Raw genomic sequence first — 15,379 nt, forward strand, 5'->3', positions numbered from 1 at the left:
GATAATGCGCGCTTCCCGCCCCGCGCTTTCCGATGCGCCGGGCGCCTCGACATATCCCCGCCCGCGAGGGCACCCAGACGGCGAGACGAACCATGATCTACAGCATGACGGGCTACGCGAGCGCGACGCGCGAACTCGCGACGGCCACCGGCAATGGCGGCACCAGCGTGTCGGTCGAACTGCGCACCGTGAACTCGCGCTTCCTCGACCTGAATTTCCGGATGCCGGACGACGTGCGCGCGTGCGAACCCGCGCTGCGCGAAATGCTGATGAACAAGCTGTCGCGCGGCAAGGTCGACGTGCGCATCAACCTGCAGCGCGGCGAACAGAGCATCGGCGCGGGCGCGCTGAACCAGTCGGCGCTCGGTCAGCTCGCCGATCTCGAGCGCGCGGTGCTCGACTCGTTCCCGGGCGTCGGCCGCCTGCGCGCGGGTGAGATCCTGCGCTGGCCCGGCGTGCTGGCCGAGAGCGGCGTGTCGGCTGACGCGATCCGCGACGCGGTGCTCGCATGCGGCAAGGAAGCGATCGGCGAGCTCGTCGTCGTGCGTTCGCGCGAAGGCGCGCAACTGGCGACGATGCTGCTGACGAACGTCGCCGAGATGGAAGCGATCGTCGCGCGCATCACGCCGCTCGTGCCGGAGCTGATCGCGAAGCATCAGCAGAAGATCGTCGAGCGGCTGCAGGAAGCGCTCGGCATCGCGGCGCCCGAAGGCAGCGCGCCGATCGTGACGCGCGAGGAAGCCGCGGAGCGCATTCGTCAGGAAGTGACGATGTACGGGATCCGGATCGACATCGCGGAAGAGCTGTCGCGCCTCACCGCGCACCTGAACGAAACGCGCCATGTGATCGAGAAGGGCGGCCGCGTCGGCAAGCGTCTCGACTTCATGATGCAGGAATTGAATCGCGAAGCGAACACGCTCGGCTCGAAGGCGGCGGCGAAGGAACTGGCCGACGCATCGATGGCGCTCAAGCTGTTGATCGAGCAGATGCGAGAGCAAGTGCAAAACCTGGAGTAAATGAGATGAAACGACCCCCACGCTCACGTTGTTCGCTGCCCCCCGAGGGGGCGGTCAGCCTCCTTGGGGCGGCCCGGCGGAGGCTGACATGACCGAATCCACCCGCGACGGCCACGCGTCGCATTCGCTGCACAGCGGCGTCTATCCCGGCAACCTGTTCATGGTCGTCGCGCCGTCGGGCGCGGGCAAGTCGACGCTCGTGAATGCGCTGCTGTCGAAGGACAGCGACATCTGCCTGTCGATCTCGTACACGACGCGCAAGCCGCGCCCGGGCGAACAGGACGGCCAGCACTATCACTTCACGACCGTCGACGATTTCCGCACGCGTCACGCGGCGCACGAATTCCTCGAGAGCGCGGAAGTGCACGGCAACTACTACGGCACGTCGCGCGTCTGGATCGAAGAGCAGATGAAGAACGGCCACGACGTGCTGCTCGAAATCGACTGGCAGGGCGCATTGCAGGTGAAGAAGCAGTTCCGCAACGCGGTCGGCATCTTCATCCTGCCGCCGTCGCTCGACGCGCTCGAAGAACGCCTGAAGAAGCGTGGCCAGGACGAGCCGAACGTGATCACGCGCCGTCTGCTGGCCGCCGGCAGCGAGATCGCGCACGCGTCGGAAGCGGAATACGTGGTGATCAACGAGAATTTCGAGCGTGCGCTCGCGGAGCTCGAATGCATCGTCGCGGCAACGCGCCTGCGCTTTGCTTCGCAGTACGCGCGACACACGGAGCTGTTCATCGAGCTCGGCATCCATCTGCCCCACGCGGATTGACGCGGGGGCAGAGGGACATAAGGTAGAATAAGGACTATATTCAGAAGGAATTACCACCATGGCTCGCATTACCGTCGAAGACTGCCTGAAGCAAATCCCGAACCGCTTCGAACTGGCGCTCGCCGCCACCTATCGCGCGCGGCAGCTCGCGCAAGGCCATACGCCGAAGATCGAAAGCCGCGACAAGCCGACGGTCGTCGCGCTGCGCGAAATCGCCGCCGGCCAGGTCGGCGTCGAGATGCTGAAGAAGGTGCCGGTGTAACGCGCATCCGGCCCGTTCCAGCCATGTAATCCACGCGCGCAACGACTCGACCTGGAGGCGAATATGAGCACCACCCCATCGTCCGCCTCCGCGGATTCGACCACCGAAGCCACGGCCCAGTCGCCTGCGCGCCAGTACATCGACGCGGTCCTCGAACAGTCCTTCCGGCATCTGTTCGGGCCGACCGCCACGCCGGAGCAGCCGCGCAAGCACGGCGTCGTTTCGATTGCGAAACTGACGGCCGCGCTTGCCGAGTATCTCGCTCCGGACGAAATCAAAGAGGTCAAGGCGGCGTTCCACTTCAGCGACGAAGCCCACCTCGGTCAATATCGCCAGAGCGGCGAACCCTATATCACCCATCCCGTCGCCGTCGCGGAAATCTGCGCCGGCTGGAAGCTCGACGCGCAGGCCGTGATGGCCGCGCTGCTGCACGACGTGATGGAAGACCAGGGCGTGACCAAGAGCGAGCTGGCCGAGCGGTTCGGCCCGAAGGTCGCCGAACTGGTCGACGGCCTGTCGAAGCTCGACAAGATGGAATTCCGCAGTCGCGAGGAAGCGCAGGCGGAAAACTTCCGCAAGATGCTGCTCGCGATGGCGCGCGACGTGCGCGTCATTCTCGTCAAGCTCGCCGACCGCCTGCACAACATGCGCACGCTCGGCGCGGTGCCGATGGAAAAGCGCCGCCGCGTCGCGCGGGAAACGCTCGACATCTACGCACCGATCGCGCACCGGCTCGGGTTGAACAACACGTATCGCGAGCTGCAGGACATGAGCTTCGCGAACTTCAACCCGCATCGTTACGCGACGCTCGAGAAGGCCGTGAAGGCGGCCCGCGGCAACCGCCGCGAAGTGATCAGCAAGATCCTCGAGGCCGCGCAGCGCGCGATGGCCGATGCGAAGATCGATGCCGAGATCACGGGCCGCGAAAAGACCATCTACAGCGTCTACCGGAAGATGCGCGACAAGCAGTTGTCGTTCTCGCAGGTGCTCGACGTGTACGGCTTTCGCGTCGTCGTCGACAGCGCGCTCGACTGCTACACGTGCATCGGCGCGCTGCACGCGCTGTACAAGCCCGTGCCCGGCAAGTTCAAGGACTACATCGCGATCCCGAAGATCAACGGCTATCAGTCGCTGCACACGACGCTCGTCGGCCCGTTCGGCGCGCCGATCGAGTTTCAGGTGCGCACGCGCAAGATGCACGAGATCGCCGAGGCGGGGGTCGCCGCGCACTGGCTGTACAAGAACGGCAGTGCGGATCTCAGCGACGTGCAGAAGCGCGCGCACCAGTGGCTGAAGTCGTTGCTCGACATCCAGAGCGAAGCCGGCGATTCGAGCGAATTCCTCGAGCACGTGAAGATCGACCTGTTCCCCGATGCGGTCTACGTGTTCACGCCGAAGTCGAAGATCATGGCGCTGCCGCGCGGCGCGACGGCACTCGATTTCGCGTATTCGATCCACAGCGACCTCGGCAACCAGTGTGTGGCCGTGAAGATCAACAACGAGCTGCTGCCGCTGCGCACCGAGCTGAAGAGCGGCGACATCGTCGAGGTGATCACCGCGCCGTATTCGAAGCCGAACCCTGCGTGGCTCGGCTTCGTGCGTACCGGCAAGGCACGCTCGGCGATTCGTCACTACCTGAAGACGATGCGGTTGAACGAATCCGTGCAGCTTGGCGAGCGGCTCGTCGACCAGAGCCTGAAGGGCTACGGCCTCGCGCTGGCCGACGTCGAGCCGGAAGTGTGGGAGAAGCTCGTGCAGTGGACGGGCAACAAGAGCCGTCAGGAAATTTTCGCGGACATCGGCCTTGGCCGCCGCGTTGCCGCGGTGATGGCCAAGCGCATCGAGGTGCTGATGAGCGGCCGCGACGCGGACGACGATCTGCCGAAGTCCGAGCGGCATCCCGCGCATCATGCGCCGCCGGTCGTGATTACCGGCACCGAAGGGATGTCCGTGCAGTTGTCGGCATGCTGCCGGCCGATTCCGGGCGACGCGATCATGGGCTACATCGGCATCGGCCTGGGGATGGCGATTCATACGACCGATTGCCGTGTCGCGCAGCGTATTCATCGGCGCGATCCGGGCCGCTGGATCGACGTCGAATGGGCGCCGCAGCCGGGCCGCCTGTTCGATGTCACGGTGAAGGCGCTCGTGAAGAACACGAAGGGCATCTTTGCGCGCGTGGCGGCGGACATCACGTCGGCCGATGCGAACATCGTTCACATCGCGATGGACGAGGACCTGACGCACGAATCGACGGTGCTGCGCTTCGTGATCCAGGTCAGCGACCGCGTGCATCTCGCGAACGTGATGCGGCGCGTGCGAACCAACCCGGACGTGATGCGGATCATGCGCGAGCGGTCCACCGACGATGGTGCGCATGCGCGCCATGACGGCGGCATGCGCATCGAGCGCGAACGGCAGGATTATTGACGCGTGCCCGTTGCGGGCGATCGATCAGCGGCGGCCAATGGCCGCCGTTTTCATTTGCGCTGCGGAGTGAAAGTGCGGCGTTGCCGGGGCCTTCCGAGGTCGGTCGGGCGAACGATGCCATGACGCGAGCAGGGGGTGAGGGGAGGCAGAAAAGAAAAAGGGCTTTCCCGGAGGAAAGCCCTTTTAAGATGGCGCGGCTGGCAGGATTCGAACCCACGACCCCTTGGTTCGTAGCCAAGTACTCTATCCAACTGAGCTACAGCCGCACGCAAAGCGGTACTGCTTAACTGTCGGAACCTTCTGCGATGGGAAGGTCCCCAAAAAAGTGGCGCGGCTGGCAGGATTCGAACCCACGACCCCTTGGTTCGTAGCCAAGTACTCTATCCAACTGAGCTACAGCCGCACGCAAAAACAAAAAGCTACTACTTCGAACTGAAAGGGCCTTCGGTTGGGAAGGCCCTCGAAAAAAGTGGCGCGGCTGGCAGGATTCGAACCCACGACCCCTTGGTTCGTAGCCAAGTACTCTATCCAACTGAGCTACAGCCGCACGCAGAAGCGAAATTATAGCAGGGTTGTATAAAAAGGGAAGCCTTATTCGCGAATTACGCTGCTTGGCCTTGCCGGGGCGCCCATCGTGTACCCTTGGAGCATCAATCATCCAGGTTTTGAATCTGCATCATGAACAAGGCGTTTGTCAAAGAGTCGGACGGTGACGACGACGATCTCGACCAGGCTCAACCCGCGATTCCGGCGGGCGCGAAGAACTACATCACGCCGGCCGGCCACAAGCGGCTGCGGGACGAGTTGCTGAGCCTGATCGACGTCGAGCGCCCCGAGGTCGTGCGGCTCGTGTCGTGGGCCGCGTCGAACGGCGATCGGTCGGAGAACGGCGACTACATCTACGGCAAGCGGCGGCTGCGCGAGATCGATCGCCGCATCCGCTTCCTGACGAAGCGGCTCGACCTTGCCGAGGTCGTCGACGCGAGCCGGCAGGAGAATGTCGACCAGGTGTTCTTCGGCGCCACGGTCGATTACGAGACCCCGGACGGCGAGGATCACACGATCACGATCGTCGGGATCGACGAGGTCGATCTCGACCACGGCTGCGTCAGCTGGATTTCGCCGGTCGCGCGTGCGCTGATCAAGGCGAAGATCGGCGATACCGTGACGCTGATGACGCCGGCCGGCCCGCAGCCGATCGACGTGCTCGACGTCCGTTACCCGGCATCGGGCAAAGCCTGAGCGGCGGCCGGGTTAGTCCGGCAAAGAAAAAGCGCCCCATCGGGGCGCTTTTTTCGTCCGGCGTGCAGCGGATGTGCCGGTCGCTCAGAAGCGATGACGCATGCCGGCCGTGACCGCGATCTGCTTGTTGGTCGATGACGCGGCGCCCAGCCCGTTGATGTTGGCGCCGAGGTCGAGGCCGTCGTTGTTGACCTTCTGGAATTCGCCCTGCAGGTAGACGTCAGTGCGCTTCGACAGCGCGTAGTCGGCTTGCAGGTTGAACTGGTGCCAGGTCGGCTTGTCGCCGGCCAGACGGCCTTGCGTGTACGTGTAGGAGCCGGCGAGCGACAGCGCCGGCGTCAGCGCATAGCGGCCGTTCAGTTCATAGTTGCTGAAGCGCGCGGTTCCGCCGAGGCCCGTGATGCCGCCAGACACGCCGGACTGTCCCGCGCTGATCGCGCGGATGCTGGTGAGGCGCGTCTGCGTGAACACGAAGCCGACCGTGGCGGGGCCGAACCCGTAATTCAGGCCGGCGCCCCAGGTGCGCTGCACGCGCGACGCGAAGGTCCAGTCGCCGGTCACCGCGCCCGGATCGGTCGCGGCCTGCGCGAGTGCGTTCACGTTGCTGTTCAGCTGCAAATAGGCCGCGGCGAAGTTGAAGCCCAGGTAGCTGTACGACACGCCGCCGCTATACGCGCGGTTGTTCGCGAAAGACGTCGAGTTCGAGAACCCGTACAACGCACCGAATTTGAGGCCGCCGTAGTTCGCGCTCTGGTACTTGACCGAGTTGTTGATCCGGAACGAGTTGTTCAGGTTGTCGTTGTCGAACGGGTGGGCGAACTGGGTGCCGCCGTACTGCGTCCCGGTCAGCGACAGCGGCCCGAGATAATCGACGACGCTGTCGTACTGACGGCCGAGGGTCAGCGAACCGTAGCTGTTGTGCGATAGGCCGACAAACGCCTGCCGGCCGAATTCGCGGCCGTTTTGCTTCAGCGCGCCGTTATTGATGCCGAAACCATTTTCCAGCGTGAAGATCGCTTTCAGGCCGCCGCCGAGATCTTCGGTGCCGCGCAAGCCCCAGCGGCTGCCGTTGACCGAACCGCTCGTTTCCTGCCAGTTGCTGTGACCGCCCTGATTGTTCGTGTAGGTGATGCCTGCATCGATCAGGCCGTATAGCGTAACGCTGCTTTGTGCATGTGCTGCAGTAACGAATACACCCGACAACGCGGTGACGATCAGGGTTTTTTTCATGGATCTGTCTCCAAACAGGATGATGTCGATCGAACCTGCTGCGGACTGGCATGTTTTGCTTGACGCTTTTGCCGGCCCGGCAGAGCGGCGGTGCGCTTATCAGAAAGCCATCTTCAGTGTACGGAGTGCGCGGAGCGGGGGAGGATCACGCTTTAAGCAATAATGTATTTTGGAATCCGCAAAGATCGGCTGGCTGGCGCAAACGATTGCCCATCAAGGGTTTGCGGCGGTGCAGCGAAAAAAATGGCGATCAGGACTACGTAACGGGCGTTGCGTGATCGCGACAACGATCAGCGGCGGACGGTGGGGGCCGTAGCGCGATTATTGACACATCGGCAATAGAGGTTTGTGTGGAGCATGAATAATGAAAGGTTGTTATCTCGTTATACTGCGATCTCTGCTTTCCGAAGCAGACTTTTTCGTTGACGGAAAAGATCTCCAAACCTTTGTCGGCGCGACTTCCCAGTTGCGCTTTTTTTTTGCCCGGCTTCCGGTGCGCTATTGCGCGTACGAGCGCCGCTTGCGCTTGGCCGCAGGCGCGGCTTCCTCGGTTTCGGTCGTCGGGGGCGTGTAGGTCCAGTCTTCCATCACGTAGTGACGGGCATCCAGTGGCGATGCGAGCAGGTTCTGCCAGTGATCGCCGTGCCAGGTCGTATCGAACTCGGTGTCGCACGGCGCTTCGCGAGCGGACTCGGCCAGGGCGCGGGACTTGCGGCGTACGCGTCCGAGCCGGCTCGCGAAGCGCTTGATTCCGTCCAGCCACATGACCCTCTCCTTCCTTTCGGCGTTGAGGCAGCATGTCAATGTCCCCGGGTTTGCGCAACCCGAAAAAACCCCGAGGATTTTACCGAGTCGATTTGTCCCCGGTAGGAATTTCATGGGAAAGATTATCGGTGAGCCGATCCCGGTAATGTTGACAGGTTTTTGGTGCGAATCAATTAATTAAAGGCGACGGTGTACCGATTCCAATGGCATTAGCTCTTTTTTGATAAAACGGTCGCTAAAAATTTCCTTGACGCACCCGGATTGTCCAATTTATAAAGTCAGCACTCCGTCCTCGGGCGGCGTGCTGGTGCAGGTGCTGGCGCAATGTTTCGGGATTTCGGGAAACGGCTATAAAAATAGCTTTTTTGATCTAATCGAGTGGGGAACGAAGACATGGATACCGGTATCGTGAAATGGTTTAACGATGCTAAAGGTTTCGGCTTTATTACGTCGGACAATGGCGGTGAAGATTTGTTTGCGCACTTTTCCGAAATCAAGATGGACGGCTTCAAGACGCTGAAGGAAAACCAGCGTGTTTCGTTCGACGTCAAAGTCGGGCCGAAAGGCAAGCAGGCAGCGAATATCCAGGCGGTCTGACGCGCCGCGCATTGCCGATCACGTCCGGCCCCCGCTTCGCGGGGGCTTTTTGCTTCGTGGGGACGGAACATTCCGGTCCGGGCTGGCCGGGAGCCCGCATGCCGGTGCATACTCACGGAAGCACCGTTTTCCTGTCTCTTCATGTCCGATTCCCGTCCGTCCGATCCCGCCAGCGAGCAGCCGCTCGTCTTCGTCGACCTTGAAACCACCGGCGGATCGCCTGCCGAGCACCGCATCACCGAAATCGGCGTGGTCGAAATCGGCCCGCTCGGCGTGTCGACGTGGACGACGCTCGTCAATCCGGACCAGTCGATTCCGCCGTTTATCCAGCAACTGACGGGCATTTCGGACGCGATGGTGCGCGACGCACCGTCGTTCGCGTCGCTCGCGCCGGCGCTGTTCGAGCGGCTCGACGGCAAGCTGTTCGTCGCGCACAACGCGAGTTTCGACCGCGGTTTCCTGCGCGCCGAATTCGAGCGCGCCGGCCTCGCGTTCAATCCCGATGTGCTGTGTACGGTGCGGCTGTCGCGCGCGCTGTTTCCGCGCGAGTCACGGCACGGGCTCGACGCGTTGATCGAACGGCATGGCCTCGTTCCGGCTGCGCGCCACCGGGCGTTGGCGGATGCCGACCTGATCTGGCAGTTCTGGCGCCAGTTGCACGACATCGTGCCGCTCGAGCGGCTGCGCGACCAGATCGCGCGCACGACGCGCCACTTCCGTCTGGGCGGCGACTTGACCGAGGCCTGGCTCGATACCGCGCCCGCCGGGTGCGGCGCGTATGCGCTGTTCGGGGAGGGTGACGCGGCGCTCTACGTCGGCCGGAGCGTGCGCGTGCGGCAGCGGCTGCGCGCGTTGCTGACCGGCGAGCGCCGATCGTCGAAGGAAATGCGGCTCGCGCAGCAGGTGCGGCGCGTCGAATGGCGCGAGACCGGCAATGAATTGGGTGCAATGCTCGCCGAAGCGCAATGGATCGCGCGGCTGCGCCCGTCGTACAACCGGCGTCCCGCGGCGGACACCGCCCGTGCCGGCGGTGCGGCCTGGCCGTTCGAGGGCGCCGTCGCGTTCGAGGCGCACGGCGAGCGCCGTCTGTTTCACGTGATCGACGGCTGGCGTTATCTCGGCTCGGCGGAGTCACTCGACGCGGCTGCGCGGCTCGTGGCTGACGCGGAAGAGGGTGCGTTCGAACCCTTCACCCACCGCCTGCTGCAGACGCATCTCACGCGCGGCCTGCAATTGATTCCGCTCGCCGCGCTCACGCCCGCGGGTTGAGCGCAGCGGCGCGACACGCGCCTCGCCGTGTCAGCCGATCGCGCTTGCGCCGCCGGCCGAGCAGACGTGCGACAGCGCGGTGTCGAGTGCTTGGGTCTGCGTGGCGTCGTAGCGCGTGAGCGTCTTCCAGTTCGTGATGCTGCGCGCGAGCCGCGCCTGGCAATCGGGCGCATTGCGCAGTGGCCCGACCTGGGCGAGGCCGGCGAGCATTTTCTGCGTCAACCGGTCGAGCGCCGGGCGCGTGCTGGTCGCGAGATCGGGCGGCGTGCCTTCGGGCGGCCGCGTCGCGCGCCACGTCGCGAACAGGGCGTTCTGCACGTCCTTGCTCGCGGCGATCTGATCCTCGAAGAACTGCCGTGCGAACGCAGGATCGACGCCGGCCTGTGCCGCGCGCTTTTCGACCGATGCGAGCAGGGCCGCTTCGCGCGGCTGGTCCTCGATCGCCTTGTGATTCGCCCATTTCCAGCGCGCGACCGGTTCGGCGAGCGCGAGGCGCTGCGACGCGAGCGCGACCACGTTGGTGAGGGCGGTGTCGTCGCCGTCCGCGCTGGCGATGCGCGGCGACGACAAGAGGGCGACGCCGAGCGCGGCGACAGCAACGCTGGCACGAATGGCTTGCTTCATTGGAATGATCGGGAGAGCCGGGCGGGCCGGAGGTGGAAAACCAGAAGAATAGACGAAGACAGTCGCGCGGCGTAGCGACGCGACAGGAGAATCAGCAGGCGAGCTGATCCGGCACCGTCAGGCTGTTGCGGCCCGGGTGCGAGGCGAATTGCGCGCGATGCGCAGAGATGAACCGCACGATAGCGATGATCGACACGTGGCGGTTACAGAACCGAACAGGCGTTCACTTCGGCGAGTACAGCTTGTGCTGCTCGTCGAAGAATGCCCGAACGTGCTCGGGCAATTCGGCGAGGAATTCCACGCCGACGGGTTCCGGATCCGGGCTCATCACTTGCTCGGGCGGTGGCATGCGAGTTGGTCTTTCGTCCATGGTCGTTTCTCCAGCAGGTTGGATAATTATCAACCTCGTGCTTGGATTTATGCCAGAGGCGAATCGTTAGATTTTGTCTCTGTTGTATTAACGGCACATGCGCTGTGATGCGAAGTGCGATGCCGACTATTGCATTGTGCGCAATCGGCAACAATCGGGCCGCTTGTTATACTTGCGCGCACTTTTTCCTGGGCCGCGATGAAACGAACGACGCGATGGATCAGCCTCGTCTGGCTGGCGCTGGTACTGAACGTACTGTCGCCCGTCATCGGCTACGCGCGTCTTGCGTCGAGCGGTTCCGGCGAGCTCACGCTCGAGTTGTGCAGTGCAGCGGGCGCCCGCCAGATCGTGCTCGCGCAGGCGGGCGACGACCGCGACACGTCGTCGTTCGACCATGCCGGCGTACCGCACTGCGTGTACTGCCCGGGCTTCGCGGCGAACGTCGCGCTCGGCACGAGCCTGCCCGCGATGCCGGGCTTCGTGCGCACTTTCGCCTACCGCGCGGCCGCCCCGGCCGTTCCCGATTTTCCCCGCAAGGGCATCCGTCTCGCGCAGCCGCGCGCCCCGCCTGAAAACGCCTCGATCTGATTGATGTCGTTCGCGCGCCCCGGTGGCGCGCGTGCCGCCCGCGGCCGGGTCCGCGTGCCACGCCGTCCGTGCGCGGCGCGCGCTCGCGTCCGGCGGCGTCCGATCACGTTTTCAGGAAATCATTCATGTTGTCTACCTTCGCCGCGCGGCCGTCGCGCGGACGGCTCGCGCTCGCGTGCGCGGCCGCTTTTGCGTGGCCTGCCGCCCATGCGGCCTCGACGGACGACGCACGCGTCGATCCCGCTCGCAGTGGTGTCGATCGTCCTGCCGGTGCCGCCGTGCCGTCCGCGCCGGCCGGCGATACGCTGACCGCCGTCAGCGTCACCGCGCAGCGCCAACCCGTCGATCCGGATACGCCGGCCGTCGTCCAGTCGATCACGCGCGAGCAGATCGATGCGCACACCAACGTCACCACCGAGGACGCGCTGAAGTACGCGCCGAACCTGATGGTCCGCAAGCGCTATATCGGCGACCGCAACAGCGTGTTTGCGGGCCGCGACTTCAACGAACTGCAGAGCGCGCGCGGGCTCGTCTACGCCGACGGCGTGCTGCTGTCGAACTTGCTCGGCTCGAGTTATGCGTACCCGCCGCGCTGGTCGCTGATCCCGCCCGACGACATCGCGCGCGTCGACGTGCTCTATGGCCCCTTTTCCGCGCTGTATCCCGGCAACTCGATCGGCTCGACCGTGCTGCTCACGACGCGCCAACCGGAAAAGCTCGAGGCGTCGCTGTCGACGCAATTCTTCACGCAGCGCTACCACGACGGCTACGGATTCGCGGACAGCTTCGGCGGCAACCACCAGACCGCGCGGATCGCGAACCGCGTCGGCCGGTTCTGGTTCGCGTTGTCGCTCGACCGGCTGGAGAACAACGGCCAGCCGATGCAGTATGCGAGCCCCAATTCGGCCTACAACCCGAAGCTGGGCGCCGCCGTGCCCGTGACGGGCGCCGCGACCGACATCGGGCCCAACGGCAAGTCGCGGACGATCGTCGGCGCGCAGACGATCGAGCGGACCGAGCAGATCAACGAGACGGTCCGGATGGGCTACGCGTTCACCGACCACGTCGATGCGACGCTCACACTCGGACACTGGGAGAACCACTACCGGCAGCACGGCGAAACCTTCCTGCGCGATGCGGCCGGCAACCCGGTCTACGGCGGCAACGTGTCGATCGGCGGCCGGAACATGACCGTCGCGCCGAACGCGTTCGCGCCGCAGCGCGGCGACCAGGAGAACTGGCTGTACGCGCTCGGCCTGAACGGCCGGCTCGATTCCGGCTGGCGGCTGTCGGGCGTCGTGTCCGCGTACGACGTGTCGCGCGATGTGCTCCGCGCGGCGTCGACCGTGCAAGGCGGCGCGGGCACGCTGTTCCAGGGCGACGGCACCGGCTGGCGCACGCTCGACCTGAAGGCCGAGGCGCCGGAAGTGAAGGGCCACACGTTCACGTTCGGCTATCACTACGACAACTACTTCCTGCGCAACGTCACGTACAACACGGCCGACTGGCTGGCCGGGCCGACCACGTCGCTGTCGAGCGTCTATCGCGGCGACACGCGCACGCAGGCGCTGTTCGGGCAGGACGCGTGGCGCTTTGCGCCGGGCTGGCTCGCGACGCTCGGGCTGCGCTACGAGCGCTGGGATGCGTACGGCGGCGCGCTCGGCAACGCGGCGGGCACGCTCGGTTATGCGGACCGCGGCGCGAACGCGCTGTCGCCGAAAGTCGCGCTGCAATGGGACGCGACGGACGTCTGGCGCTTCCGGCTGTCGTTCGCGACCGGCACGCGTTTCCCGACGGTTGGCGAGCTGTTCCAGGGCACGATCTCGAACAACGCGATCGTCAACAACAACCCGAACCTGCGGCCTGAAAAGGCGATCGACTGGGACTTCACGGCCGAACGCGACGTGGGCGTCGGTGTCGTGCGCGCCAGCGTGTTCCAGAGCGACCTGCGCGACTCGATCTACAGCCAGACGACCGTGTCGGGCGCGTCGACCGTCACCAACATCTCGAACGTCGACCGCGTACGCGTGCGTGGCGTCGAACTTGCGTTCAGCGGCGAAAACGTCGGGCTGCGCGGGCTCAATCTCGATGCCAACGTGTCGGCAAGCAATGCGCAGATCCTCGCCGATGCCGCGAACCCCGCGTATGTCGGCTCGCGCTTTCCGCGTATTCCACGCATGCGCGCGAACCTGCTCGCGTCGTATCGCTTCGACGAGCATTGGTTCGCGAGTGTCGGCGTGCGTTATTCGGGCCGCCAGTTCAACACGCTCGACAACAGCGACGTGAATCCGGATGTCTACGGCGGCACGAGCTCGTTCACGGTCGTCGACCTGAAGGCGCGCTACCGTTTCGATCGTCACTGGACCGCGTCGGTCGGCATCGACAACCTGACGGACCGCCGTTACTACGTGTTCCACCCGTATCCGGGCCGCACTTTCTATGGAGAACTGAAATGGTCGCTGTGAAGTCGTTCGCGGCAGGCTGCGCGCTGTGGCTCGCGGCGCTGTCATCTGCCGGCGCGCACGACGTGCCGAAGGCCGTCGATCCGCATGCCGCGCACATGAGCATGCAGGCTGCGCCTGCGCAGCAGAAGCAGCCGCTCGCGACGGGCGCGACGTTCGACGCGCGTCACCGGTTGTGGGTCGCGTGGGTCGAAGGCGCGCACGTCGTCGTCGCGCATTCCGACGATGCGGGCCGCACATTATCCGCGCCCGTCACCGTCAACGCGATGCCCGAGCCGATCTACACGAGTGCCGAGAATCGCCCGAAGATCGCGACGAGTCCGGATGGGCGAGCGGTGTACGTGTCGTGGTCGATGCCGCTCGATGCGCCGTACACGGGCATGGTGCGCTTCTCGCGATCGCTCGACGGCGGCGCGACCTGGAGCGTGCCCGTTACCGTGCACCGCGACCGGCAGGCGATCACGCACCGCTTCGACATGATGGCCGTCGATCCGGCCGGCAACATCGCGATCGCCTGGATCGACAAGCGCGATCTCGTTGCGGCGAAGGCGGCGGGGCAGGCGTACGAAGGCGCGGCCGTCTACTACGCGGTGTCGCGCGACGGCGGTGCATCGTTCGAACCCGAACGCAAGGTGACCGACCACACGTGCGAATGCTGCCGGATCGCGATGGCGATCGATCCGGCCGGACGCATCGAGGCCGTGTGGCGCAACGTGTTTCCGGGGCAGATCCGCGATCACGCGCTTGCGGTGCTGCCCGCATCGGCATCGGAGCCGGTCGTGCCGGTGCGCGCGACGTTCTCGAACTGGCACGTCGAGGCGTGCCCCGAGCATGGGCCGGCGCTGGCGATCACGCCGGACGGCACGCGCCATCTTGCATGGTTCGGCGTCGTCGACGGTCATGCCGACGTGTTCTATTCGCGCATCGGCGCCGACGGCCGGTCGCGCGGTACGCCGTGGGCATTCGGCGCGAATCCTGCGGTGCCCGGCGAGCAGGCGTCGCATGCGGCGCTCGTCGCGCGCGGCGACGTCGTGTGGCTCGCATGGAAGGCGTTCGACGGCGACACGATGCAGATCAAGCTGCGCCGGTCGGACGATCGCGGCGAGCACTGGTCGGCGCCGCGCGTGATCGCGTCGACGTCGGGTGCGAGCGACAACCCGCAACTGCTCGACGACGCGGGCCGCATCTACCTGTCATGGCGCACGCGCAACGACGGCTATCGGCTGATCGCCGTGGAGGGCGGGCAATGAAACGGCTGATTGTGTTGATCGGCATCGTCCTCGCGAGCGTGCCGGCGTGGGCCGGCGGCGAACTGCAGCCGCTGCGTGCGGCCGATGTCGCGCGGTTATATGCGACGGCGCACGAGCGGCCGCTGGCGGTCGAGATCTGGTCGCTCGATTGCGGATACTGTCGCGAGAACGCCGCGCATCTGGTCGCGTGGCAGCGCCGTCATCCGGAGGTGCAACTCGCGATGGTCGCGATGGATGCGTACGACGACAACGGTGCGGCGATTACGCAGGCGCTCGCGCAGATGAGCCTGCCGTCGCAGGTCGCGCAGTATGCGAACGCGGAGCCGATGCCCGAGCGTCTGCGGGCGGCGCTCGATGCGGGATGGCGAGGGGAAATGCCGCGTACCGTGTGGATCGGACGCGATGGCGCACGCGAAGCGCGCAGCGGATTGCTGACGGCCGACGTGCTCGACGGCTGGTTGCAGCGCGTGAAGCGCTGAAACAGCCGGTGGCGCGCGGCGAA

General features: G+C 65.1%; 15 protein-coding genes and 3 tRNA genes. 11 read left to right on the forward strand and 7 right to left on the reverse strand.

The window, feature by feature from the left end:
* The first annotated feature begins 92 nt into the window (after window positions 1-92).
* The 4 genes from ACN22W_RS05000 (at window position 93) to ACN22W_RS05015 (ending at window position 4,480) form a co-directional block, all read left to right on the forward strand.
* Window positions 93-1,016, forward strand: a complete 924-nt coding sequence (locus tag ACN22W_RS05000; RefSeq protein WP_129513968.1) for a YicC/YloC family endoribonuclease — start codon at window positions 93-95, stop codon at window positions 1,014-1,016.
* An 88-nt stretch (window positions 1,017-1,104) separates the two neighbouring features.
* Window positions 1,105-1,788 (forward strand): guanylate kinase, encoded by a 684-nt coding sequence (gene gmk / locus ACN22W_RS05005; RefSeq protein ID WP_129513969.1) that lies wholly within the window; start codon window positions 1,105-1,107, stop codon window positions 1,786-1,788.
* Between the two features lie 58 nt (window positions 1,789-1,846).
* Entirely contained in the window at window positions 1,847-2,050 is a 204-nt protein-coding gene (gene rpoZ, locus ACN22W_RS05010) for a DNA-directed RNA polymerase subunit omega (protein WP_006025620.1), read from the forward strand.
* A gap of 63 nt (window positions 2,051-2,113) precedes the next feature.
* Complete coding sequence (locus ACN22W_RS05015; protein WP_048249688.1) at window positions 2,114-4,480, forward strand: RelA/SpoT family protein; 2,367 nt, start codon at window positions 2,114-2,116, stop codon at window positions 4,478-4,480.
* 189 nt (window positions 4,481-4,669) lie between these two features.
* On the opposite strand, the gene ACN22W_RS05020 is transcribed toward ACN22W_RS05015, so the two are convergent.
* The 3 genes from ACN22W_RS05020 to ACN22W_RS05030 form a co-directional block, all read right to left on the reverse strand.
* A tRNA-Arg gene (locus ACN22W_RS05020) sits at window positions 4,670-4,746 on the reverse strand.
* A 60-nt stretch (window positions 4,747-4,806) separates the two neighbouring features.
* Window positions 4,807-4,883 (reverse strand) — tRNA-Arg (locus tag ACN22W_RS05025).
* A 67-nt stretch (window positions 4,884-4,950) separates the two neighbouring features.
* A tRNA-Arg gene (locus ACN22W_RS05030) sits at window positions 4,951-5,027 on the reverse strand.
* 131 nt (window positions 5,028-5,158) lie between these two features.
* Between ACN22W_RS05030 and greB the strand changes: the two genes are divergently transcribed.
* Window positions 5,159-5,722, forward strand: a complete 564-nt coding sequence (greB, locus tag ACN22W_RS05035) for a transcription elongation factor GreB (protein WP_048249686.1) — start codon at window positions 5,159-5,161, stop codon at window positions 5,720-5,722.
* A gap of 84 nt (window positions 5,723-5,806) precedes the next feature.
* Here greB and ACN22W_RS05040 read toward each other — a convergent pair whose 3' ends face one another.
* Window positions 5,807-6,952, reverse strand: a complete 1,146-nt coding sequence (locus tag ACN22W_RS05040) for a porin (RefSeq protein WP_419686567.1) — start codon at window positions 6,950-6,952, stop codon at window positions 5,807-5,809.
* Between the two features lie 498 nt (window positions 6,953-7,450).
* On the reverse strand, window positions 7,451-7,717 hold the full coding sequence (locus tag ACN22W_RS05045; RefSeq protein ID WP_129513973.1) for a hypothetical protein: 267 nt from the start codon (window positions 7,715-7,717) through the stop codon (window positions 7,451-7,453).
* 393 nt (window positions 7,718-8,110) lie between these two features.
* On the opposite strand from ACN22W_RS05045, the gene ACN22W_RS05050 reads away from it, so the two are divergent.
* On the forward strand, window positions 8,111-8,314 hold the full coding sequence (locus tag ACN22W_RS05050; RefSeq protein WP_011351289.1) for a cold-shock protein: 204 nt from the start codon (window positions 8,111-8,113) through the stop codon (window positions 8,312-8,314).
* Window positions 8,315-8,455: 141 nt separating this feature from the next.
* On the forward strand, window positions 8,456-9,583 hold the full coding sequence (locus ACN22W_RS05055; RefSeq protein ID WP_419686569.1) for an exonuclease domain-containing protein: 1,128 nt from the start codon (window positions 8,456-8,458) through the stop codon (window positions 9,581-9,583).
* A gap of 30 nt (window positions 9,584-9,613) precedes the next feature.
* Here ACN22W_RS05055 and ACN22W_RS05060 read toward each other — a convergent pair whose 3' ends face one another.
* Both ACN22W_RS05060 and ACN22W_RS05065 read right to left on the reverse strand, forming a co-directional pair.
* A complete protein-coding gene (locus tag ACN22W_RS05060) occupies window positions 9,614-10,207 on the reverse strand; it encodes a chorismate mutase (protein ID WP_419686570.1) in 594 nt (197 codons plus the stop codon).
* Window positions 10,208-10,430: 223 nt separating this feature from the next.
* Window positions 10,431-10,577, reverse strand: a complete 147-nt coding sequence (locus ACN22W_RS05065; RefSeq protein ID WP_009690993.1) for a hypothetical protein — start codon at window positions 10,575-10,577, stop codon at window positions 10,431-10,433.
* Window positions 10,578-10,775: 198 nt separating this feature from the next.
* Here ACN22W_RS05065 and ACN22W_RS05070 point away from each other — a divergent pair, with 198 nt between their 5' ends.
* The 4 genes from ACN22W_RS05070 to ACN22W_RS05085 all read left to right on the forward strand — a co-directional run bounded on the left by ACN22W_RS05070 (window position 10,776) and on the right by ACN22W_RS05085 (window position 15,356).
* Window positions 10,776-11,165, forward strand: coding sequence for a DUF2946 domain-containing protein (locus ACN22W_RS05070; protein ID WP_419686572.1), 390 nt, complete (start codon window positions 10,776-10,778; stop codon window positions 11,163-11,165).
* Between the two features lie 125 nt (window positions 11,166-11,290).
* Window positions 11,291-13,630 carry a TonB-dependent receptor gene (locus ACN22W_RS05075; RefSeq protein WP_419686573.1) on the forward strand — a complete coding sequence of 780 codons (2,340 nt, stop codon included), beginning with the start codon at window positions 11,291-11,293 and terminating at the stop codon, window positions 13,628-13,630.
* A complete protein-coding gene (locus ACN22W_RS05080) occupies window positions 13,618-14,877 on the forward strand; it encodes an exo-alpha-sialidase (RefSeq protein ID WP_419686575.1) in 1,260 nt (419 codons plus the stop codon). Before ACN22W_RS05075 ends, ACN22W_RS05080 begins: the two co-directional genes overlap by 13 nt.
* Entirely contained in the window at window positions 14,874-15,356 is a 483-nt protein-coding gene (locus ACN22W_RS05085; RefSeq protein ID WP_419686577.1) for a TlpA family protein disulfide reductase, read from the forward strand. Before ACN22W_RS05080 ends, ACN22W_RS05085 begins: the two co-directional genes overlap by 4 nt.
* The last annotated feature ends 23 nt before the right edge of the window (window positions 15,357-15,379 follow it).

This window comes from Burkholderia theae (assembly GCF_048565265.1).
In the GTDB taxonomy this organism is placed as follows: Bacteria; Pseudomonadota; Gammaproteobacteria; order Burkholderiales; family Burkholderiaceae; genus Burkholderia; species Burkholderia theae.